This window comes from Aliidongia dinghuensis (assembly GCF_014643535.1).
GTDB classification, from domain to species: Bacteria; Pseudomonadota; Alphaproteobacteria; order ATCC43930; family CGMCC-115725; genus Aliidongia; species Aliidongia dinghuensis.
Genome location: NZ_BMJQ01000009.1, coordinates 272,924 through 293,923 on the forward strand (window position 1 = coordinate 272,924; position 21,000 = coordinate 293,923).

At 66.4% G+C, this 21,000-nt stretch carries 19 protein-coding genes; 13 read left to right on the forward strand and 6 right to left on the reverse strand.

The annotated features are described in order from the left end of the window. Positions 1–8: 8 nt before the first annotated feature. Entirely contained in the window at positions 9–1,022 is a 1,014-nt protein-coding gene (locus tag IEY58_RS18495; RefSeq protein WP_189048435.1) for a TRAP transporter substrate-binding protein, read from the reverse strand. 303 nt (positions 1,023–1,325) lie between these two features. Here IEY58_RS18495 and IEY58_RS18500 point away from each other — a divergent pair, with 303 nt between their 5' ends. From IEY58_RS18500 to IEY58_RS18510, 3 genes are all read left to right on the forward strand, one after another. After that, positions 1,326–3,416 carry an alpha/beta hydrolase domain-containing protein gene (locus IEY58_RS18500; RefSeq protein WP_189048436.1) on the forward strand — a complete coding sequence of 697 codons (2,091 nt, stop codon included), beginning with the start codon at positions 1,326–1,328 and terminating at the stop codon, positions 3,414–3,416. Between the two features lie 223 nt (positions 3,417–3,639). Beyond that, the gene (gene amaB, locus IEY58_RS18505; RefSeq protein WP_189048438.1) at positions 3,640–5,172 is read left to right on the forward strand and encodes an L-piperidine-6-carboxylate dehydrogenase; all 1,533 of its coding nucleotides are present in this window, start codon (positions 3,640–3,642) and stop codon (positions 5,170–5,172) included. A 26-nt stretch (positions 5,173–5,198) separates the two neighbouring features. Further along, positions 5,199–5,993 (forward strand): crotonase/enoyl-CoA hydratase family protein, encoded by a 795-nt coding sequence (locus IEY58_RS18510; protein WP_189048439.1) that lies wholly within the window; start codon positions 5,199–5,201, stop codon positions 5,991–5,993. Between the two features lie 6 nt (positions 5,994–5,999). On the opposite strand, the gene IEY58_RS18515 is transcribed toward IEY58_RS18510, so the two are convergent. Then, on the reverse strand, positions 6,000–6,536 hold the full coding sequence (locus IEY58_RS18515; RefSeq protein ID WP_189048441.1) for an OmpA family protein: 537 nt from the start codon (positions 6,534–6,536) through the stop codon (positions 6,000–6,002). Between the two features lie 331 nt (positions 6,537–6,867). On the opposite strand from IEY58_RS18515, the gene IEY58_RS18520 reads away from it, so the two are divergent. From IEY58_RS18520 to aqpZ, 3 genes are all read left to right on the forward strand, one after another. Then, positions 6,868–7,389: a PAS domain-containing protein gene (locus tag IEY58_RS18520; protein WP_189048443.1), complete on the forward strand. Its 522-nt coding sequence runs from the start codon at positions 6,868–6,870 to the stop codon at positions 7,387–7,389. Then, positions 7,386–8,042 (forward strand): HutD/Ves family protein, encoded by a 657-nt coding sequence (locus IEY58_RS18525; RefSeq protein ID WP_229743808.1) that lies wholly within the window; start codon positions 7,386–7,388, stop codon positions 8,040–8,042. The genes IEY58_RS18520 and IEY58_RS18525 overlap by 4 nt, the downstream gene beginning before the upstream one ends. An 81-nt stretch (positions 8,043–8,123) precedes the next feature. Continuing rightward, positions 8,124–8,858: an aquaporin Z gene (gene aqpZ, locus IEY58_RS18530; RefSeq protein WP_189048445.1), complete on the forward strand. Its 735-nt coding sequence runs from the start codon at positions 8,124–8,126 to the stop codon at positions 8,856–8,858. Positions 8,859–8,894: 36 nt separating this feature from the next. Here the strand turns inward: aqpZ and IEY58_RS18535 are convergent, their stop codons facing one another. Then, on the reverse strand, positions 8,895–9,569 hold the full coding sequence (locus IEY58_RS18535; protein WP_189048447.1) for a TetR/AcrR family transcriptional regulator: 675 nt from the start codon (positions 9,567–9,569) through the stop codon (positions 8,895–8,897). A 328-nt stretch (positions 9,570–9,897) separates the two neighbouring features. Here IEY58_RS18535 and IEY58_RS18540 point away from each other — a divergent pair, with 328 nt between their 5' ends. The 3 genes from IEY58_RS18540 to IEY58_RS18550 are packed head-to-tail and all read left to right on the forward strand — an operon-like array spanning position 9,898 to position 15,674. After that, positions 9,898–11,412, forward strand: a complete 1,515-nt coding sequence (locus tag IEY58_RS18540) for an efflux transporter outer membrane subunit (RefSeq protein WP_189048449.1) — start codon at positions 9,898–9,900, stop codon at positions 11,410–11,412. A gap of 29 nt (positions 11,413–11,441) precedes the next feature. Further along, positions 11,442–12,572 carry an efflux RND transporter periplasmic adaptor subunit gene (locus tag IEY58_RS18545; RefSeq protein ID WP_189048451.1) on the forward strand — a complete coding sequence of 377 codons (1,131 nt, stop codon included), beginning with the start codon at positions 11,442–11,444 and terminating at the stop codon, positions 12,570–12,572. A 15-nt stretch (positions 12,573–12,587) separates the two neighbouring features. Next, positions 12,588–15,674 carry an efflux RND transporter permease subunit gene (locus tag IEY58_RS18550; protein ID WP_189048453.1) on the forward strand — a complete coding sequence of 1,029 codons (3,087 nt, stop codon included), beginning with the start codon at positions 12,588–12,590 and terminating at the stop codon, positions 15,672–15,674. Positions 15,675–15,762: 88 nt separating this feature from the next. On the opposite strand, the gene IEY58_RS18555 is transcribed toward IEY58_RS18550, so the two are convergent. After that, positions 15,763–16,725, reverse strand: a complete 963-nt coding sequence (locus IEY58_RS18555; RefSeq protein WP_189048455.1) for a GlxA family transcriptional regulator — start codon at positions 16,723–16,725, stop codon at positions 15,763–15,765. 239 nt (positions 16,726–16,964) lie between these two features. Here IEY58_RS18555 and IEY58_RS18560 point away from each other — a divergent pair, with 239 nt between their 5' ends. The 4 genes from IEY58_RS18560 (at position 16,965) to IEY58_RS18575 (ending at position 19,825) form a co-directional block, all read left to right on the forward strand. Beyond that, positions 16,965–17,255 carry a putative quinol monooxygenase gene (locus tag IEY58_RS18560; protein ID WP_229743809.1) on the forward strand — a complete coding sequence of 97 codons (291 nt, stop codon included), beginning with the start codon at positions 16,965–16,967 and terminating at the stop codon, positions 17,253–17,255. A gap of 75 nt (positions 17,256–17,330) precedes the next feature. Then, positions 17,331–18,095, forward strand: coding sequence for an alpha/beta fold hydrolase (locus IEY58_RS18565; protein ID WP_189048459.1), 765 nt, complete (start codon positions 17,331–17,333; stop codon positions 18,093–18,095). A 103-nt stretch (positions 18,096–18,198) separates the two neighbouring features. Continuing rightward, positions 18,199–19,044, forward strand: coding sequence for a cytochrome b/b6 domain-containing protein (locus tag IEY58_RS18570; protein ID WP_189048461.1), 846 nt, complete (start codon positions 18,199–18,201; stop codon positions 19,042–19,044). Further along, complete coding sequence (locus IEY58_RS18575) at positions 19,034–19,825, forward strand: molybdopterin-binding protein (protein ID WP_189048463.1); 792 nt, start codon at positions 19,034–19,036, stop codon at positions 19,823–19,825. The genes IEY58_RS18570 and IEY58_RS18575 overlap by 11 nt, the downstream gene beginning before the upstream one ends. A gap of 34 nt (positions 19,826–19,859) precedes the next feature. Here the strand turns inward: IEY58_RS18575 and IEY58_RS18580 are convergent, their stop codons facing one another. Both IEY58_RS18580 and IEY58_RS18585 read right to left on the reverse strand, forming a co-directional pair. Beyond that, the gene (locus IEY58_RS18580; RefSeq protein ID WP_229743810.1) at positions 19,860–20,474 is read right to left on the reverse strand and encodes a gamma carbonic anhydrase family protein; all 615 of its coding nucleotides are present in this window, start codon (positions 20,472–20,474) and stop codon (positions 19,860–19,862) included. Next, positions 20,455–20,985: a MarR family winged helix-turn-helix transcriptional regulator gene (locus tag IEY58_RS18585; protein WP_189048466.1), complete on the reverse strand. Its 531-nt coding sequence runs from the start codon at positions 20,983–20,985 to the stop codon at positions 20,455–20,457. Before IEY58_RS18585 ends, IEY58_RS18580 begins: the two co-directional genes overlap by 20 nt. Between the last annotated feature and the right edge of the window lie 15 nt (positions 20,986–21,000).

Here is a 21,000-nt window from a genome sequence, read left to right on the forward strand (position 1 = left end):
GGCCCTGGTCACGCGAGGCTGCCGACGTTCTTCTCGAGCAACGCCCAGGCCTCCTCGCCGTACTTCTGCTTCCATTCGGCGTAGAAGCCGGCCTTCTTGAGCGCCGCGCGGAACGGCTCGGGATCCGGGTCGGCGAATGTCAGGCCCTTGCCGGTCAGTTCCTCGCGCAGCGACGCGTTGAGCTTGGCCACGTCGGCACGCTCGTCGACCGCCGACTTGTTGAAATTCTCCTGCACCAGGTCCTGCAGGTTCTTCGGCAGCGCCTTGAACGCCTCGGCATTGGCGAGGAAGTGGAACCCGTCCCACATGTGGTTGGTCATGGAGCAGTATTTCTGCACTTCGTAGAGCTTGCCGGACTCGATGATGGCGAGCGGATTCTCCTGGCCCTCGACGATCTTGGTCTGCAGCGCCGAATAGACTTCGGAGAAATTGATGCTGGCGGGCGCCGAGCCGAACGCCTTGAACATGGAGGTCCAGAGCGGGCTCACCGGCACGCGGATCTTGAAGCCGGCCAGGTCCTCGGGCTTCAGGATCGGCTTCGACGCCGACGTGATCTCGCGATAGCCGTTGTCCCACATCTTGTCGAAGGCGACGAGGCCGACCTTGGCGATCGCCTGGCGCACATAGGCGCCGAGGTCGCCGTCCATGCTCTTCCAGACCTGGTCGTAATTCTTGAACGCGAAGCCGATGCCGTTGATCGACGCGATCGGCACGAGCGTCGACAGGATCAGGCCCGACAGTGTGAAGAACTCGAGCGCGCCCGAGCGGACCTGGCTCAGCATGTCCGTGTCGCCGCCCAGCTGGCTGTTCGGGAAGATCTGGATGTCGAGCTTGCCGCCGGAGCCTTCGCGGATCCTGTCGGCCGCTTCCTTGAGGCGCGTGTTCATCGGATGCGAGACGGCGAGATTGTTCGCCATCTTGTAGCTGAATTCCGCAGCGCGCAGCCCCTTCGGCAGCAAGGTTGCACCAAGGCCGACGGCGGCGGCCGTACCGACGAAGCGTCTGCGGGTAATGCCCGGCATGGATCCTTCCTCCCCCTCACCAAAGATCTTTTTGTTGGGCGCTAGCATTCCTGAGCGACGGCCGAAGGGCAACCGTCCGATAGGCCTTTTCGGTCGATTAGCCTGACTTTTTCACCGCACTCGCCGAGCCGGACGGACGGGTCCATCCACGGCAATCATCCCTGGCATTACTCGCAGTTATATTGGGAAAACCACATACGTAAGTTCAGCCAACACATTGAGCACCCCCATACTCAGGTATAGGCTCAAGAAAAAATCCGCGTTTCCGCCACTGAAAACCACCAAAAATCAACGGAGGAAATCGTGAAAAACCTATGCGCCGTGCGCCATTTCCAACCATGGGCGGGGTGCCTCGCCGCCAGTCTGATCGCCCTCGTCGGTCTCGCACCGACAGCCGATGCCCGCGTCACCAGCCTCGTGCTCGGCCCGCCGAGCCAGCCCTACGGCACGACGAGCTTCGGCAGCGTCGGCGCTTACGAGCAGTTCGACGGCATCGCCAAGGGCGAGCTCGACCCGGCCGATCCGCTCAATGCCGTCATCCAGGACATCAAGCTCGCACCGCGCAACGCGCACGGCATGGTCGAATATTCGACCAAGATTTCCATCCTGAAACCAGTGGACGAAAGTAAAGGCAATCACACGCTGCTGTTCGAGATCGTGAACCGCGGCAACAAGCTCGACCCGGGCTTCTACAATGTCGGCGCCACGGCGGCGAACCCGGCCGGCGACGGGTTCCTGGAACGCCAGGGCTTCACGCTGGTCTGGGCCGGCTGGCAGTCGGACCTGCTCCCGCTCGCCAACCTCGTCACCATGCAGCCGGTGATCGCCCATCAGCTGGACGGCCATTACATCACCGGCTTCGTGCGCTCCGAATTCATCGTGAGCGTGCCGGCCTCGACCCAGAACATTCTCGCCGATTCGAGCTCGAACACGCCCGGCTACCCGACGGTGAATCTCGACAATACGTTCGACGTGCTCACGATGCGCGTGCACCAGGGCGACCCGAAAGTCGCGATCCCCAGCAGCGACTGGGCCTACGCCGACTGCACGAGCGTGCCCTTCCCCGGCACGCCCAATGCGCAGAAGGTCTGCCTCAAGCATGGCTTCGACACCAACCATATCTACGAGCTGGTCTATACGGCGCGAGACCCGATCGTCATGGGGCTGGGCATGGCGGCGATCCGCGACGTCGGCGCCTTCCTGCACCATGCGAAGAAGGATGACGCGGGCACGCCCAACCCGCTCGCCGGTCAGATCAAGCACACGCTCTTGAACGGCATTTCACAGAGCGGCCGGCTGCTCCGCACCTTCCTCGACCTGGGCTTCAACGAGGACGAGCAGCACCACCGCGTCTATGACGGCATGCAGCCGCACATCGGCTCCGTGCGCAACTACATCAACGTCCGCTTCGCCCAACCCGGCCGCCTCGCCGGCACGCAGCATACCGAGAAGCAATATCCCGGCCCGGAGTCGTCGCTCACCTACGAGCCGAGCCTTGATCAATTTTCCGGCCAATACCGCGGCCTGCTCGACCGCTGCCGCCTGTCCGATACCTGCCCGAAGATCGTTCACACCATGAGCGACATCGAATATTGGGAGGCATCGGGCGCCGGCGACACGACGAACCCGCAAGGCACGCGCGACGAGGCGCTGCCGCGCAACGTCAGGATCTACGAGTTCTCGAGCACGCAGCACGGCGGCTTCTCGCCGGTGGCCCCGCTGCCGACCTCGACCGGCATCTGCCAGCAGCTGCCGAACACCAATTCCTACACTTATAATATTAGGGCGCTGCTGGTGGCGCTCCAGCACTGGGTCGCGCACGACACCGAGCCGCCGGCCAGCCGATATTCCTCGCTCGCCCGCCACACGCTCGTGCCGCTGAACCAGTTCGTGTTCCCGGCCATTCCGACGGTCACGGACCCGCACGGCATCTTCAATACGCGCGACGTCTATAAGCGCGGCCCGCGCTACAACGCCGCCGACGTGACCGGGATCATCTCGACCGAGCCGCCCGATAAATTCCAGCAATATCCGTCGCTGGTGCCGCAGGTGAATGCCGACGGCAACGATGTCGATGGGCTCCGCTCCGTGACGCTCCGCGCCCCGCTTGGCACCTACACCGGCTGGAACGTCCGCAAGGCGGGCTTCAGCGAGGGCGACGCCTGCGACCTGACCGGCGGCTGGATCCCGTTCGCGCTCACCAAGGCCGAGCGGCTGCAGGCGAAGGATCCGCGACCGTCGCTCGAGGAGCGCTACGGCACGCTCGCAAAGTACACCGCCGCTGCGGAGGCCGCGGCCGATGCGCTGGTCAAGGACGGCTTGCTGCTCTCGAGTGACAAGGCGGCCGCGATCACCAGCGCCACGAACCAGGCCCATGCGGCGGGCCTGAACTAGCGCCGTGGCGCCGCTCGGCGGCCGGCCCCCGCGCTGCGGCGCAGAGGGGTTTCGGCCGCCGAGCACCTCTCCACCTCTCGGCATTGTGCCACTCGCCTCGTCACATCGCCGAAGCGGCCCACCTTGCCTCGGCGCTCCGGCGCGGCGGATGTTTTCAGGGGATGACCAACGCGCGCCGACGAGCTAAGCATCGGCATGATCGTGCCTATGGAGTTTTGCCGCCATGTCGACCGCCCCCATCAATACCGCGCATGAGGTCTCGTCCCTGCTCGCCCAGCTAGGCGTCGATCGCGGCGCCTACGAGGGCGGCACGCTCACGGTCCGCTCGCCGATCGACGGCGCGGTCATCGGCCAGCTCAAGGAGACCACACCCGCCGAGGCGACCGCCGCGATCGGCCGGGCGCACGACGCGTTCCTCGCCTGGCGCGAGGTGCCGGCGCCCCGGCGCGGCGAGCTCGTCCGCCTGTTCGGCGAGGAGCTGCGCGCCCACAAGGAACCGCTCGGCCGGCTGGTCACGCTCGAGGCCGGCAAGATCGTCCAGGAGGGCCTGGGCGAGGTTCAGGAGATGATCGACATCTGCGACTATGCGGTGGGATTGTCGCGCCAGCTCTACGGCCTCACCATCGCGACCGAGCGCCCGGGCCATGTGATGCGCGAGACCTGGCACCCGCTGGGCGTGGTCGGCATCATCAGCGCCTTCAACTTCCCGGTCGCGGTCTGGTCGTGGAATGCGGCGCTCGCCTTCGTCTGCGGCGACGCCTGTGTGTGGAAGCCGTCGGAGAAGACGCCGCTCACCGCACTCGCGACCCAGGCGCTGTTCGAAAAGGCGGCCGCCAAGTTCGGCGGCGTGCCGGCAGGCCTGTCGGCGCTCCTCATCGGCGAGCGCCCGATCGGCGAGGCGCTGGTCGACGACGTGCGCGTGCCGCTCGTCTCCGCGACCGGCTCGACCCGTATGGGCCGCGAGGTCGGCCCGCGGCTCGCCAAGCGCTTCGCCCGCGCGCTGCTGGAACTCGGCGGCAACAACGGTATGATCGTGGCGCCGTCGGCCGACCTGGACCTCGCGGTGCGCGCAATCCTGTTCGCCGCCGTCGGCACGGCCGGCCAGCGCTGCACGTCGCTGCGCCGCCTGTTCGTCCATGACAGCGTCTATGACGCGCTGGTCGGCCGCCTGAAGCGCGCCTACGGCTCGGTTCCGATCGGCAGCCCGCTCGAGGCCGGCACGCTCGTCGGTCCGCTGATCGACGGCGCCGCTTTCGACATGATGCAGAAGAGCCTCGGCGCCGCGCGCGAGGCTGGCGGCCAGGTGCAGGGCGGCGAGCGCGTGCTGGCCGAGCGGTTCCCCGAGGCGTTCTACGTCCGCCCGGCGCTGGTCGAGATGCCGGCCCAGGCCGAGGTCGTCTGCCACGAGACCTTCGCGCCGATTCTTTATGTGCTGCGCTACCAGGACCTGGCCGAGGCGATCCGGCTGCACAATGCCGTGCCGCAGGGCCTGTCGTCGTCGATCTTCACGACCGACCTGCGCGAGGCCGAGACCTTCCTGTCGGCGGCCGGCAGCGACTGCGGCATCGTCAACGTCAACATCGGGCCGTCGGGCGCCGAGATCGGCGGTGCCTTCGGCGGCGAGAAGGAGACCGGCGGCGGCCGCGAGTCCGGCTCCGACAGCTGGCGCGCCTATATGCGCCGGGCGACCAACACGGTGAACTATTCGCGCGCCCTGCCGCTGGCCCAGGGCATCAAGTTCGAGGTCGATGCCTAACGCCACCCGCCCGCAGGAGCCGCCCCATGACCGACGTGCCAGCTGACGGCCGCATCCTCGTCGAACAGCGCGGGCCGCTCCTGCTCATGGGCATCGACCGGGTGCCGAAACGCAACGGCTTCAGCGAAAAGATGGTCGTCGAGCTCGCCGAGGCGTTCGACCGGATGGAGCATGACCCGGCCGTGCGCTGCGGCGTGCTCCATGCACTCGGCCCGCACTTCACCGCCGGCTTGCAACTCGACCAGCTCAAGTCCTGGTTCGAGCGGGGTCAGCATCTGGGCCTCGCCGGCAAGGTCGATCCCTACAACCTGCGCCCGCCGCTCCGCACCAAGCCGGTCGTGGCGGCGGTCCAGGGCATCTGCTTCACGGCCGGCATCGAGCTGATGCTGGCGGCGGACGTCGTCGTGGCCTCCGCCGACTGCCGGTTCGGCCAGATCGAGGTGAAGCGCGGCATCATGGCGAACCACGGCGCCACGATCCGCATGGTCGAGCGCGCCGGCTGGGGCAATGCCATGCGCTATCTCTTGACCGGTGACGAATTCGATGCCGCAACCGCGCTCCGCCTGGGCTTCGTCCAGGAGGTGGTCGAGCCCGGACGCCAGTTCGAGCGCGCGATCGAGCTCGCCGAGCGGATCGCGGCTGAAGCGCCGCTCGCGGTCGCGGCCACGATCCGCAATGCGACACTCGCGATCGAGCACGGCCCGGCCGCAGCCGTGGCCGAGCTCGGCCCCGTCCAGCAGCGCCTGATGGCGAGTGAGGACGCGGCCGAGGGCGTCGCGAGCTTCCGCGAGAAGCGTGAGGCCCGCTTCACCGGCCGCTGACGGGGTCTATCGCGCGGTGTCGCGCGGGCCCACGGGTGCCGCCAGTGCGCGGATGAGCGCGATGCGCACGCGGTGATTAGCCGGGTTCGGCCCGCCAACGTCGCTCGGCGGCGGCGCCTTGATACGCGGCTGGGTCTGGATCATGTCGGCGGCGATGCCCGCTTTCACCAACTGGTCCTTGACCACGTCGGCCCGCGCCTGGCCAAGCGTTTCCGCGTGCTTCGCATCGTCGGAATAGCCGGTGATCTTGACGCGCGTGGCGCCGCCCTGCTTGGCGAGCTCCGCCGCCCGCGTCACCTGCTTCGCCATGAGCGGCGTCAACGTCGCCTCGTTGTTGCGAAAGAAGATGAACACGCGGTTGAAGATGATGTCGGTCGGCGCCGCCTTGGCCACCGCGGTATCGCCCGCGGCCGGCGAACTCTTGGGAGGCGAACTCGTGGGAGGCGGGCTCTCGGGCGCCGCGGCGAGCGCAGGAAGCGCCGGCAGCGACAGGGTCGCCCCCAGGAGTGCCAAGCCGATCGAACGGAACGGGCCCATGCTCATCTCATCCCCCTTAAACCTTTGGACCACCTTGCTATAAGGCAAAGTTGCGTGTCGTCCAGCCTTGAATGACGCCAAAAAAAGACACGATGCATGGAACTTTTGCCAGGGCACCATGAGTTGCGAGTGTTCAAGGATCGATCGCGACCGCTACGTCCTTGTCTAAAATGCAATGCAAAAAATATGGCGATCGATCAAATCCAAACAAACATAGACCAACTATTAATACGAGAAATGCATTCTCGTCACAGCACCTTAGAGGACCGTAACGACTGATATGTCTTCGCTTACTTTAGATCGTCGGCCACCCCTGCCGCTGGCAACGCCGCAGGACATGGGAACGGCAAGGATAGCCCAGCCGACGATCAAGCGTCCGGAACTCGGCCGCCTGCTGCAGCATTGGCATGAGTTGCGCGGCGACCAGCGGTTGCCGCGCCGGAGCGAACTCGAGCCGACCGACATCGCCTATTGCCTCGGCAACGTCGCCCTCGTCGAGATCGAGCGGCCGTTCCGCCCGCGCTATCGGCTGGTCGGCACGCGGCTCGCCGAACTCCTGGGCGAAGACCCGACCGGGCGCTATGTCGACGAGATGGCGTCGCCCCGGGCCCGCACAGAGGCGCTCACGGCTTATCGCCGCGCGGTCGAGACCGGCCAGCCCGTCTATACGGAGCGCGTCTTCAACCTCCTGTTCCTGAAGTTCGGCTATTACCGCCTGCTGCTGCCGTTCGCCTGGCGCAGCGAGGGACAGGCCGACCTCGTCGTCGCCGCCTTCTTCGAGACCGATCGCACCTTCCGGCGCGCGGTCGACTGGCTTTCCCGCATCCGCACGAGCCTGACCGCCAAGCGGGATCAATGAACGGCTCCTTCATCGACCGCACCCCGTCGGGCCGCCTGCTGCCGGCGGCGCACTACCGCACCATGCCCTGGCGCAACGGGCGCGGCACCACGACGGAGGTCGCGCTGTCGGCCGGCACTCACAGCCAGGGCGCCGGCGGCCGCTTCCTGTGGCGCGTCAGCATCGCCGACGTGCCGGAGAGCGGCCCGTTCTCGACCTTTCCCGGCTATGAGCGGATCATCGCCGTCGTCGCCGGCACCGGCATGGAACTGGCCGTCGCCGGGAAAGGCGAGCGGGGTGTGGCCCCGGTGCGCCTCGATCAGGCCTCCGCCCCGTTCGCCTTTCCCGGCGATGCGGCGACCGACTGCCGCCTCATCGGCGGCCCGATTCGCGACTTCAACCTGATCCTCGACCGGGCGACGACGACCGGCGCGCTGAGCCGGCTCCGCCTTTCCAGCACTCCCTGTTCGGTTCCGCTCGCAGCCGACACGGCCCTGCTCTACGCGCTCGCCGGCGATTTGACCGTGGATGCGGGCAAGCTCGGCACCTGGTCCGTCCTTGCGGGCGACACGCTGCGGCTCGACCGAGCCGCAGGGCCGATCTCGATCGTCGCCAATGGCGCCGGGCACGCGTTGCTCGCCGCCATCAACCCGCGGGCGAACGCGCTCGGGTAGGCGGCAAGCCTCAGTAATTCTCTGGAAAAAAGAAGCCCTTCCGAGTAGAACTCCGCTGCCATGTTCAATCGGAGGCTAAAAATGGGCAGAAAACTGGCAGCGGAGTTTTTCGGCACCTTTTGGCTGGTCTTCGGCGGATGCGGCAGTGCCGTGCTCGCCGCGGGCTTTCCACAGCTCGGCATCGGCTTCGTTGGGGTTTCCCTGGCGTTCGGCCTGACCGTCCTCACCATGGCCTATGCCGTCGGCGGCATCTCCGGCGGCCATTTCAACCCCGCCGTCTCGCTCGGCCTGGCGATCGCCGGCCGGTTCGAGTGGCGCGAACTCATTCCCTATTGGGTCGTCCAGGTCGTGGGCGGCCTCGTCGCCGCCACGGTGCTCTATGCGATCGCCTCGGGCGCCCCCAACTTCGCGGCGGGCGGCTTCGCCTCGAACGGCTATGGCGAGCTGTCCCCCGGCCATTACGGCCTTATGGCAGCCTTCATCGCCGAGATCACGCTCACGGCCGGCTTCCTCATCGTCATCCTGGGATCGACCTCGAAGGCGGCACCCGCCGGCTTCGCGCCGATCGCCATCGGTCTGGCGCTGACGCTCATCCACCTGATCTCGATCCCGGTGACGAACACGTCGGTCAATCCGGCGCGCTCGACGGCCGTCGCCTTCTTCGCGACGACCGGGGCCACGGGTCAGCTCTGGCTGTTCTGGGTCGCCCCGTTAATCGGTGCCGCCCTGGGCGCCGTCATCTGGAAGCAGTTGCTCGCCCCCGGCGAATCGCCGGGCCTGATCGGCCGGGAAGCCGAGCTGAGATCCACGACCTGATTGCCGAAGACCCGGCTCCCGCGCGCCCAAAGCCGTTCAGGCCGGCGCGCGAGGGTCGGCCCCGGTGCCGCGGAAGAAGATGTCCAGGCCGCGCCTGACCCGGCGGTCGATCATCGCCCAGGTCGGCGGCGCATCATAAGCGTAGAGCAGGCGCATCTGCGGCTCGCTGATCACGAAACCGCACAGCATGCTCGTTGCCTCGTCGGCGTCCTCGATATAAAGCGCGCCCCGTTCATGCTGGCGCTCGAACCATTGAATGAGCGTGCCTCGGCCGCGATCCACCGCCTGGCGCATGAAGGACTGCGCGAGTTCCGGCGTCCGCAGCGCCTCTGAGATCACCAGCCGGTTCATCGCGACCTGGCGCGGCGACAGCACGAAGCGGGCCAGCTGCGTCAGGAACTCCTCGAGCACGGCGCGGGGGCTGCGCGTCCCGTCATCGGCCCTGATCGGCATCATCAGGTGCTCGATGTACTGCGCGAGGAGCGCCTCGAACAGCGCCTGCTTCGTCGCGAACAGCTGATAGATCGTCTTCTTCGACATGCCGGCGCGGCGCGAGACGTCGTCCATCGTCGCGAGCCCGTAGCCGCGCTCGATGAAGACATCCTCGGCGGCCTGGATTAAGCGGCCGCGCCGCTCGTCTTCGGAAATTGGCTTCGGCCGGCCGCGCGTGCGTGGTCCGCAGCACGACACTGCCGTCATGAGATCGACCATATCGCTCCTCCGCCTATCCGCGCGTCGGTGGTCGCGCATCGCCGCAGGTCGTGCGGATAGGAAACTCCGTGGTTTCTTACTTAAGATGGTTGGCCGCGGCGAGCAAGCGTGGATCAGCCATGCACCCTCCGTTCCCGATCAAAATTTGCACAAGCAAGGATTTTGCGAGGCGCAACCGCAAGATATTTCGCGGCTCGTCCCTTGACTCCTGGGAATCACATCCCTAGCTTCCTGGCGGCGAGAAACCCCTTAGTTTCTTAAATTAACCCCTGCGTCCTCGGGGCACGCAGGCAACCCAACAATAATCGGCTTCCAGGAGCACAGAGACGTGACGAGCTCAAGGCGCATTATCGCCCGGGCGGCCTCTTCAGCGACATTGGCATTGGTTGCCGGTTGCACCGTCGGCCCCGATTTCAAGGCGCCTGATGCGCCGACCGACGCCGGCTACAGTGCCAGCAGCAACCCGCTGCCGAAGCAGACGGTGTCGGCCGACGTGTCGGGCGGCGCCGTCCAGCAGCTCGTCGATGGCAAGGACATCCCGGGCGAATGGTGGTCGCTTTATCATTCCGAGCCGCTCAACAAGCTGATCGAGACGTCGCTCAAGACCAATCCGGACCTGGACGCAGCGCAGGCGGCCCTGCGCGAGGCGCATGAAAACGTGCTGGCCGGCGAAGGCGAGCTCTATCCGACCGTAACCGGCACCACGTCGGGCACCCGCCAGAAGCAGCAGATCGGCGGCTCCGGCGCTACGATCTACAGCCTCTACAACGTCGGCCCGAGCGTCTCCTACACGATCGACGTGTGGGGCGGCATCCGCCGCAACATCGAATCGCTCGAGGCCCGGGCGGAATACCAGCGCTTCCAGCTTGAGGCGAGCTATCTGAGCCTCACCGCCAATGTGGTCACGGCGGCGATCACCGAGGCTTCGCTCAAGGCGCAGATCCAGGCGACCGAGGAGGTCATCCAGATCGAGACCAAGAGCCTCGATACGGTCCGGCGCCAGCTGGCGCTCGGCGGCGCGTCACGCGCGGATTTCCTCAATCAGCAGGCGACCCTCGCCGCGGCCCAGGCGACGCTGCCGCCGCTACAGAAGCAGCTGGAGCAGGAGCGCAACCTGATCCAGGTTCTTGCCGGCCGCTTTCCGAACCAGGACGCGGGCGAGCAGTTCGACCTCGCGTCCCTCGCCCTGCCGACCGAGCTGCCGGTCTCGCTGCCCTCGCAGCTGGTCGCCCAGCGCCCGGACGTCCAGGCGGCAGAGGCCACCCTGCACGCGGCGAGCGCCAACATCGGCGTCGCCATCGCAAACGAGCTGCCGCAATTCACGCTCTCCGCCAGCGTCGCCCTGCAGGCAAGCGAAATGAGCAAGCTGTTCCGGCTCGCCAGCGGCGTGTGGAGCGCCGGCGCCAGCGCCACGGGCACGATCTTCGACGGCGGCAAGCTGCTCCATACCCGGCGGGCGGCGGACGCGGCCTACGACCAGGCCGCGGCGCAATATCGCTCGACCGTGCTCTCCGCGTTCCAGGACGTGGCCAACGCGCTCCGCGCGGTCACGTCCGACGCCGACGCGCTCAAGGCGGAGCTCGAGGCCGAGCGCGCCGCCGCAGACAGTCTCAACCTGGCACAGGCGCAGTACCAGGCAGGTGGTATCTCGTTCCTTACCTTGCTGACCGCCCAGCAAAACTACCAGCAGGCGCACATCGGGCTCGTGAAGGCCCAGGCCGCCCGTTATGCCGACACGGCCGCCCTGTTCCAGGCGCTCGGCGGCGGCTGGTGGAATCGCAGCGATGTCGTCGCCAAGGATGGCGGCGCCGCCCAACAAAAGATGACCGACGCCGCTCTCTGAAGCCGGCGTTCAAGAACGGAGTGTTTTCGATGGCCAAACGCATGATCATCATGCTCGTGCTGGTCGGTGTCGTGCTGGGCGGAATCTTCGGCTTCGAAGCGTTCAGGGCGAAGATGATCAAGCAGTTCCTCGCCGGCTTCGGCAAGGAATCCCAGACGGTGGCCGCAGTCACCGCCGGCATGCAGGAATGGCAGCCGCAGCTCAAGGCCGTGGCCTCGTTCCGCGCGGTCAACGGCGCCGACCTGTCGCTCGAAGTGTCCGGCATCGTCGACCAGATCGAGTTCAAGTCGGGCGACGAGGTCAAGGCCGGGACGCCGCTCTTGACGCTGCGCGCGGACGATGACGTTGCCAAGCTGCATTCGCTGGAGGCGGTGGCCGAGCTCGCCCGCATCACCTACGAGCGCGACCAGAAGCAGTTCAAGGTCGAGGCCGTGAGCCAGCAGACGCTCGACAGCGACGCTGCCAACCTCAAGAACGACCTGGCGCTCGCCGAGCAGCAGCGCGCCATCGTCGCGAAGAAGACGGTCAAGGCGCCGTTCGACGGCCGCCTCGGCATCCGCCAGGTCGACGTCGGCCAGTACCTGAACGCCGGCACGACCATCGTGACGCTGCAGGCGCTCGACCCGATCTTCGTCGATTTCACTCTGCCGCAGCAGGCCTTCTCCCAGCTCAAGCTCGGCCAGAAGGTCACGGCCCAGGTCGACTCCTACCCCGGCCAGAGCTTCGACGGCGAGCTGATCGCGGTCGATCCCAAGGTCGACGCCTCGACGCGCAACCTGCAGATCCGCGCCGCGTTCAAGAACCCGGACCGCAAGCTCCTGCCCGGCATGTTCGCGACCGCCTTGATCGACACCGGCGCGCCGGAGGACTTCGTGACGCTGCCGCAGTCGGCCATCACCTACAACGCCTTCGGCAGCACGGTCTTCCTGGTCGAGCAGAAGGGCAAGGACGACAAGGGCCAGGCCTTGCTGCAGGTGCGCCAGACGTTCGTCACGACCGGCGACACGCGCGGCGACCAGGTGGCGGTGCTGAAGGGCGTCAAGCAGGGCGATCAGGTTGTGACCGCCGGCCAGGTCAAGCTGCGCAACGGCAGCCCGGTCGTCGTCAACAACTCCGTGATGCCGACGGCCGACGCCAATCCCTCGATCAAGGACCAGTAACGGTCGGAGCGGACGATGAATTTCACTGATCTCTTCATACGCCGCCCGGTCCTGGCCTCGGTCGTCAGCCTGATGATCCTGGTCCTGGGCCTGCGCGCGGCGTTCTCGCTGCCGATCCTGCAATATCCGCAGACGCAGAACGCCATCGTCACCGTCAGCACCACCTATTACGGCGCTGACCCCGACGTCATCGCCGGCTTCATCACGACGCCGCTCGAGAATGCCATCGCCCAGGCGAACGGCATCGACTACATGACGTCGACGAGCCAGAACAGCGTCAGCACGATCACGGTCAACCTGCGGCTCAACTATGACTCCGACAAGGCGCTGTCCGAGATCCAGGCCAAGGTGAGCTCCGTCCTGAACCAGCTGCCGTCCGGCTCCCAGCAGCCGACGCTCACGGTCAAGGTCGGTCAGACCATCGACGCCATGTACATCGGCTTCAATTCCGACGTGCTGGCGCAGAACCAGATCACCGACTACCTGGTCCGCGTCGTCCAGCCGAAGCTGCAGGCGGTCGAGGGCGTGCAGACGGCCGAGCTTCTGGGCTCGCAGAATTTTGCGCTGCGCGCCTGGCTGGACCCGGTGAAGCTCGCGGCCTATGGCCTGACCGCCGCCGACGTTTCGAGCGCCCTCGCCTCGAACGACTACATCTCGGGCGTCGGCAACACCAAGGGCCAGATGATCCAGGTCAACCTGAGCGCATCGACCAGCCTGCATTCGGTCGACCAGTTCAAGAACCTGATCCTGAAGCAGGCGAACAGCGCCATCGTGCGGCTCAAGGACGTCGCCAATGTGACGCTCGGCGCCGACACCTATGAATCGACCGTCGGCTTCGACGGCAAGCAGGCGGTCTATATCGGCATCCAGGTGGCGCCCGCCGCCAACCTGCTGCAGGTGGTCGACGGCGTGCGCGCGGTCTTCCCCGACATCGTCTCGCAGCTGCCGACCGGCTTGAACGGCGAGATCGTCTACGACTCGACCGCGTTCGTGAACAGCTCGATCACCGAGGTCGAGCACACGCTCGGCGAGGCGCTGTTGATCGTGACGGCGGTCGTGTTCATCTTCCTGGGCTCGCCGCGCTCGGTGCTGATCCCGACCGTCGCGATCCCGCTGTCGCTCGTCGGCACTTTCATCCTGATGGCCGCCTTCGGCTTCTCGATCAACCTGCTGACGCTCCTCGCCCTGGTGCTGGCCATCGGCCTCGTGGTCGACGACGCGATCATCGTGGTCGAGAACGTCAACCGCCATCTCGAGGAGGGCATGAAACCCATGGGCGCCGCCATTCAGGCGGCGCGCGAGCTGGGCGGACCGATCATCGCCATGACCGTCGTGCTGATCGCGGTCTATGTCCCGATCGGCTTCCAGGGCGGGCTGACCGGCGCGCTCTTCACCGAGTTCGCCTTCACGCTCGTGGGTGCGGTCACGGTCTCGGCCGTGGTGGCGCTCACGCTCACGCCCATGATGTGCTCGCGCATCCTGAAGGCGCACAGCCACGACCGCAGCGGCTGGGAGGAGCGGATCGTCGATTTCATCGACCGCCGCTTCGAGGGCATCCGCCGCTGGTACCAGCGCTCGCTGCATGGCGCGCTCAACTTCCGGCCCGTGACCTATGTTTTCGCGCTCATCATCCTGGGCTCGATCGTGCCCCTGTGGCAGGGTGCGAAGCAGGAGCCGGCGCCGCAGGAGGACCAGGGCGTCGTGATCGCCCTCGTCACCTCCGCGCCGACCGCGACCCTGCAGCAGCGCCAGCTCTATAACCGCCAGGTGTACGAGACCTTCGCGAAGTTCCCGGAAACCGACCACGTGTTCCAGATCGACGCGCCCGGCCAGTCGATCGCGGGCATGGTCACGAAGCCATGGGACGAGCGCACCCGGACGACGAACGAACTGCAGCCGATCGTGCAGGGCGCATTGGCCGGCATCGCCGGCTCGCAGATCGTGGCCTTCCAGCCGCCGTCCCTGCCCGGCTCGAACGGCCTTCCGATCCAGTTCGTCATCAACTCGACGGAGTCCTTCGATCGGCTCAATCCGATCGCCCAGGATTTCCTGCAGAAGGCGCTCGCGACCGGCCAGTTCATCTTCCTCAACACCGATCTCAAGATCGACCAGCCGCAATCGACCATCGACATCGATCGCGAGAAGGCGGCCGACCTGGGGCTCAAGATGAGCGACATCGGCAGCGCCATGGCGGCGATGCTGGGCGGCGGCTACGTCAACTACTTCAGCCTGGACGGCCGGTCCTACAAGGTCATCCCGCAGGTCGAGCAGCAGTCGCGCCAGACGACGCAGCAGCTGCTCGACTACTACATCAAGAACGGCGAGAGCACGCCGATCCCGCTGTCGACCGTCGCCAAGATCACGACCAAGACGGTGCCGGAATCGCTCAACCACTTCCAGCAGCTGAACAGCGCCACGATCCAGGGCGTGATGGCGCCGGGCGTGTCCATGGGCGATGCGCTCACGACCCTGCAGCAGATCGCCAAGGATACGCTGCCGGCCGGCTACACGATCGACTACGGCGGCCCGTCCCGCCAGGCGATCCAGGAGTCGAGCGGCTTCTTCACGACGATCGGGCTTGCGATCATCATCATCTTCCTGTCGCTGGCCGCCCTCTTCGAGAGCTTCCGCGACCCGGTGATCATCCTGGTCTCCGTGCCGATGTCGATCGCCGGCGCGCTCGTGTTCCTGAGCCTCGGCATCGGTGGCGCCACCATCAACATCTATACCCAGGTGGGTCTGGTGACGCTCATCGGCCTCATCAGCAAGCACGGCATCCTGATCGTCGAGGTGGCGAACGAGGCGCAGGCCGCGGGCCGTAGCAAGCGGGAGGCGATCGAGTACGCCGCCGGCATCCGTCTCCGGCCGATCCTCATGACCACCGCCGCGATGGTGCTGGGCGTCGCCCCGCTCATCATCGCGAGCGGTGCCGGTGCGGTCTCGCGCTTCAACATCGGCCTCGTCATCGCAGCCGGCCTCACCATCGGCACGCTGTTCACCCTGTTCGTGGTGCCGGCGGTCTACATGCTGATCGCGGGCGACCATCACAAGGCGCACGAGGAAAAGCCGGAGGCGGAACTGCCCAGCCCGGCGATCGTGTAAGCTCGGGGCGAGCGGTTCGAATGGGAAAGGGCGGTGCCGCGGCACCGCCCTTTTCTTTGCCGGCGCGGCAGGTTCGCCGGTACGGAGCTTACAGACTGCGGCGGATTTCGCGCACGCCGCGGCCAAGCTTCCGGCGCAGCAGCACGCGCAGCGTGACACCTTCGGCATAGCCGACTTCGGCGGCGATCTGATCGACGCTCGCTTGGCTGGTCTCGAGCAGGTGCACGGCGCGCTGGATCCGCAGGTCCTGGAAGTAATCAAGCGGCGATTTGCCCAGCACGCCCTGCATCCGGCGCGCAAGCGTGCGCTTGCTGGTGGCAAGCGCGGCCGCTGCCTGATCGAGCGAGAAGCCCTCGGCCAGACGTTCCCTCGCCCAGCGCTCGAACTTGTGCACCAGTGGGTCGGTGTGAACCAGGTGGCCGGGGATCGTATAGGCTGCCTGCGACGTGCGCGTGTCCGCCACCAGGTATTTCGCCGTGACGCTGGCGAGTTCCGGGCTGGCGCGCCGGATCAGGGTCAGGGCCAAGTCCAGATGCCCAAGCGCCGCGCCGGCAGTGACGACCGCATTGGACTGCACGATGAGACGGGTCTCGTCCAACTGCACCTGCGGATAGCGCTGCCGGAACAGTGGTGCCAGCCACCAGGTCGTGGTGGCCTGCTCACCGTCGAGCAGGGCCGCTTCCGCCAGCACGAAAGTGCCAACGCAGGCCGCCGCGGTCTGCGCGCCCAGCCCCGACCATTTGCGCAGCACCGCGCCGGCTTCGCGCACCTCGCCGCTGGCCAGCGCCTGCATCAGCGGGTCCGGCATGATCCGGTTGATGGCAGGCATCACCACCACGTCCGGTGTCTCAGCGCGCGCCGCCGCGGTCACCGGCATGCTCAGGCCCTGTGCGGTCGTGACGGTCTTGGCGAGGCCCACCACCGTCGTCTGGAAGCGCAGCGAGGAAACGCCGGTCATCTCCGCCAGTGCATTGGCGATCCCGAAGGCGTCGAGAACCGTGGCGAGGCCAGTGTCGAACACGCCGTCGAGGGCAAGGACATGGATGTGCATGGCAAATACGATATCAAAATAGACACTATTGCCAATAGAGCAAACACGCTTCCAGACTCAGCTTGCGCCTCCCGGCTGCCCGAGCCCAGGGTCCGCCATAAGCAGGAATGATGTGGCTCAATCGATATCAAACTTGGCAATCCTGCCAATACAGCCGGCAAGGCTCCCCCAGTAAGGTCCCCCCACTTTGGAGCGCTCAGCGAGCACCTAGTGGAGAGGAAAAAATGATCAAGTGTGGATTGTTCGTCCGGCTCGAAGCCAAGCCGGGCATGGAGCAGGCGGTAGAGGCCTTCCTTGCCGCCGGCCTTGAACTGACGAATCAGGAGGTGGCGACGCCGATCTGGTTCGCCCTCAAGCTCTCGCCGACGACGTTCGGCGTTTTCGACGCCTTTGCGAGTGAAGAGCATCGCCAGGCGCACCTCGCCGGCGACATGGCCAAGGCCCTGATGTCACGGGTCGACGAGCTGCTGGCAAGCCCGCCGTCGGTCGAGCCCGTCGACATCCTGGGCATGAAGAATCAGCCGACCTGACACCATCCCCGCTCGCCCGTCACCGAGATGGTCGCGCGAAACGACGGGCAAATCGAAATATCCTTGGAGACTTAAATGTCCATGTTGCGAAAGACTTCTGCGATTGCCCTCATGATTGCCACGGGCGGCACGATGGCTCACGCCGCGCCGAACCCGCCGGCGAAAGATATCGTCATCGTTCATGGCGCGCTGGTGGATGGCTCCGGCTGGCGGGCCGTCCACGACATCCTGACCAAGGACGGCTTCCATGTGACGATCGTCCAGGAACCGCTCACCGGCCTTGCCGAGGACGTCGAGACCACCAAGCGCGCCATCGATCAGCAGGCGGGTCCCGTCGTGCTGGTCGGCCACAGCTATGGCGGCTCCGTGATCACGGAGGCCGGCGCCGACCCGAAGGTCAGTGCGCTCGTCTATGTGGCCGCCCTCCAGCCCGACGCGGGGGAAGCGAGCGGTCAACTGCTGTCGAAGTTCGCGGCGCCCAACGATGCCATGCGGGCCACGGCCAATCATGACACGCCGGACAAGTATTTCTTCCTCCCGCCGGCGAAATTCCCCGCAACCTATGCCGCGGATGTCCCGGCCCCGGAGGCTCAATTCCTGGCGGACTCGCAGCAGCAGCTCGCCGAGAAGGCTCTGGGGGCGCCTGTCTCCGTGGCGGCGTGGCGCACCAAACCCAGCTACGCCATCCTGACCACCCAGGATCACATGGTGAGCCCCGAACTCCAGCGCTGGATGTATCAGCGCTCGGGCGCCAAGGTGACCGAAGTGAGCGCAAGTCACGCCGTCTTCATCTCTCAGCCGTCCGCCGTCGCCAAAGTAATCGAGGCCGCCGCGAAGTAGGCGATCAACCGGCAATCATTCTGCGATCACCTGGTTCGTCTATGACGCGCACATGCTTTGCCGTTCATCGACGCGCAAAGCATGTGCGCCCGCGGAGTACGACATGGCCGCCGTCCTCACCCCCGATACGCCTGGCGCCGAACGCCGGTACCGCCGCCATGCCGGGCTGGTGCGCGTCACCCATTGGATCAATGTCGTCTGCTTCACGCTCCTGCTGATGAGCGGGCTGCAGATCTTCAACGCCCATCCGGCGCTCTATGTCGGCGAGCGCTCCGATTTCGACCATCCGACCCTGTCGATCCTGGCGCGCCCGTCGGAGCATGGCATCGTCGGCGAAACAGTGATCCTCGGCCATTCCTTCGACACGACGGGCGTGCTCGGCGCCTCGCGCGAGGCTGGGCAGATCTCGCCGCGCGCCTTCCCAAGCTGGATCACCATCCCGAGCTACCAGGATCTTGCGACCGGGCGGCGCTGGCATTTCTTCTTCGCCTGGCTGTTGGTGCCGAACGGCCTCGCCTATCTCGCCTGGGGCTTCGCGAGCCGGCATATCGGCAGGGATCTGCTCCCCCGCCGTGCGGCGCTTCGCCATGTCGGGCGAGAGGTCCTTGACCATCTGCGCCTGCGCTTTCCGCGCGGCGAGGCGGCGAAGCGGTACAACGTGCTGCAGCAGCTGGCATATCTCCTCGTCGTCTTCGGGCTGTTCCCGCTCATGGTCCTCACCGGCCTCACCATGTCGCCCGGCATCGACAGCGCCGTGCCGCAGCTTCTGACACTCTTCGGCGGGCGCCAGACGGCGCGGCTCATCCATTTCGCTGCCGCATCGGGCCTCGTGCTTTTCGTCATCGTGCATCTGGTGATGGTGCTGGTCTCGGGCGTCTGGAACAACCTGCGCTCGATGATCACCGGCTGGTACGATCTCGGCAAACCGGGGGCGACCGATGCGCGGTAATCGTCTCTATCGCCGCGACCTGCTGAAGGCACTTGCGGCGCTCGGCGGCCTCGCGGTGTCGGGCTGCGACCGCCTCTCGATCGAGCGGCACACCCGTTCAGTGCTCGATGCCGCAAACGGCCTGACATACCGGGCGCAGCGCCTCCTGATCGGCGCCGACCGGCTGGCACCCGAATATGGCGAGGCCGATATCTCGCCGGTCTTTCGTGCCAATGGCTCGACCGACCCGCAGGACGAGGCATATCGCGATCTCGCCGGCAATCAATTCACGGATTGGCGCCTGAAGGTCGACGGCCTCGTCGAGCAAGAGCTGTCGCTGTCGCTCGAGGAACTGCGCGCCTTGCCGGCCCGCACACAGATCACCCGCCACGACTGCGTCGAGGGCTGGAGCGGCATCGGCAAATGGACCGGCGTGCCACTCTCGGAGATCCTGTCGCGCGCCAGCGTCAGGCCTGAGGCACGCTTTGTCGTGTTCCATTGCGCCGACGCCTTGGACGACGGCGGCGGGTTCTGGGTCGATCCCGAGAGCATCCGCTACTATGAGAGCATCGACCTGATCGACGCGGCACATCCGCAGACGATCCTTGCCTACGACATGAACGACAAGCCGCTGACCGTTCCCCACGGCGCGCCGTTGCGGCTGCGCCTCGAACGGCAGCTCGGCTACAAGATGGCGAAATACCTCATGCGCATCGAGCTGGTGCGAAGCTTCGCCGATCTGCATGGCGGCCGCGGCGGCTATTGGGAAGATCGCGGCTATGAATGGTACGCGGGGATCTGAGGCGCTTCACGGCGCCGATCTCGCGCCGTTACACTCAGGGCCCGATCTCGCGGTCCGCCGCGTGCCGGCGCCGCAACGCGCGGGCGTAGCGCGGCATGACCGTCGGCATGATCGTCTCCCCTTCCGGCGGCCGTTCGACGCCGAAGACATAGCGCGGGAAGTCGAGCGGCTTCTGGATCGCCCAGATCTTCTCATGCTGGTCCGGCGGCAGGATGACCGCCGGATCGCCGACGGCGATCCAGTTGAGCGGCACCATCGACCCTTCGGGCAGCCGCGTCCGCAGATGGACGATGCCATTGACGCGCACTTCCGATTTCCCGCCGATATGGGCGCCGTTGAAGACCGCTGAGCCGGTCGCCAGGAACACGTCATCTTCGATCGTGCATCCCGTGAGGTAGGCGCGCGGCCCGACCAGCACATTGTCGCCGATCGTGAGCGGCGCGCCCTTGATGCCGCGCAGGACCGCGGTATCCATGATGACGCAGTTGGCACCGATCTGGACCGGGCCGCTCTCGGCGACCACGACCGCGCCGAAGCCGACGGACGTGTTCGGGCCGATCGAAACATCGCCGCAGATGGTAGCCGTGGGCGCGACGCGCGCGGTCGGGTCTATCCTCGGACGAACGCCCTCATGCTCCAGGATCGTCACGTCGCCTCTCCTTGAACTCACCGTCGAGGACCGTCGCCCGGGAGCCGACCGGGCACGCCGCCCCCTCGCAGATGCCATGGGCGCAGAAACGGCAGATGCAGCGCGCGGTTGCGCGCCCGTTCGTCGCGGCCGCGAGCAGGAGATCGACCAGCCCGTCGAGCGATCGCCGCTGCTCGCCATCGAGGGCACCGAGGAGTTGCGCCATCTCCACCAAGCGAACGCGCCGGAGGCGCTCGGCCTCGCTCTGCCCCGCGCGGGTCAGCTCGAGCGCCACGTTGCGGGCCTCCTTGTCGCGGCGCATGACCAGCCCTTCACGGATCAGGCTGCCGGCCACCCGTACCATGGTCGGCTGCGCGACGCCCAGAATGCGCGCCAGTTCGGTCGCGGTAAGTGGCCCCCAATGAAGCAGCGTCTGCAAGGCCGCCACCGACGAGCGCGAGCGCGCCGGCCCGAAGGCCATGTCCGTCCGGTCAGTGACGGCAGTTGCCAGGGCTGCGAGCTTGTTAGCCAACAATTCATGCATAGG

Coding starts and splice junctions, on each gene's coding strand:
- IEY58_RS18495 (WP_189048435.1), bottom strand. CDS start 1,022: ATGCCGGGCATTACCCGCAGACGCTTCGTCGGTACGGCCGCCGCCGTC.
- amaB (WP_189048438.1), top strand. CDS start 3,640: ATGTCGACCGCCCCCATCAATACCGCGCATGAGGTCTCGTCCCTGCTC.
- IEY58_RS18510 (WP_189048439.1), top strand. CDS start 5,199: ATGACCGACGTGCCAGCTGACGGCCGCATCCTCGTCGAACAGCGCGGG.
- IEY58_RS18515 (WP_189048441.1), bottom strand. CDS start 6,536: ATGAGCATGGGCCCGTTCCGTTCGATCGGCTTGGCACTCCTGGGGGCG.
- IEY58_RS18520 (WP_189048443.1), top strand. CDS start 6,868: ATGGGAACGGCAAGGATAGCCCAGCCGACGATCAAGCGTCCGGAACTC.
- IEY58_RS18525 (WP_229743808.1), top strand. CDS start 7,386: ATGAACGGCTCCTTCATCGACCGCACCCCGTCGGGCCGCCTGCTGCCG.
- aqpZ (WP_189048445.1), top strand. CDS start 8,124: ATGGGCAGAAAACTGGCAGCGGAGTTTTTCGGCACCTTTTGGCTGGTC.
- IEY58_RS18535 (WP_189048447.1), bottom strand. CDS start 9,569: ATGGTCGATCTCATGACGGCAGTGTCGTGCTGCGGACCACGCACGCGC.
- IEY58_RS18545 (WP_189048451.1), top strand. CDS start 11,442: ATGGCCAAACGCATGATCATCATGCTCGTGCTGGTCGGTGTCGTGCTG.
- IEY58_RS18550 (WP_189048453.1), top strand. CDS start 12,588: ATGAATTTCACTGATCTCTTCATACGCCGCCCGGTCCTGGCCTCGGTC.
- IEY58_RS18555 (WP_189048455.1), bottom strand. CDS start 16,725: ATGCACATCCATGTCCTTGCCCTCGACGGCGTGTTCGACACTGGCCTC.
- IEY58_RS18565 (WP_189048459.1), top strand. CDS start 17,331: ATGTCCATGTTGCGAAAGACTTCTGCGATTGCCCTCATGATTGCCACG.
- IEY58_RS18570 (WP_189048461.1), top strand. CDS start 18,199: ATGGCCGCCGTCCTCACCCCCGATACGCCTGGCGCCGAACGCCGGTAC.
- IEY58_RS18575 (WP_189048463.1), top strand. CDS start 19,034: ATGCGCGGTAATCGTCTCTATCGCCGCGACCTGCTGAAGGCACTTGCG.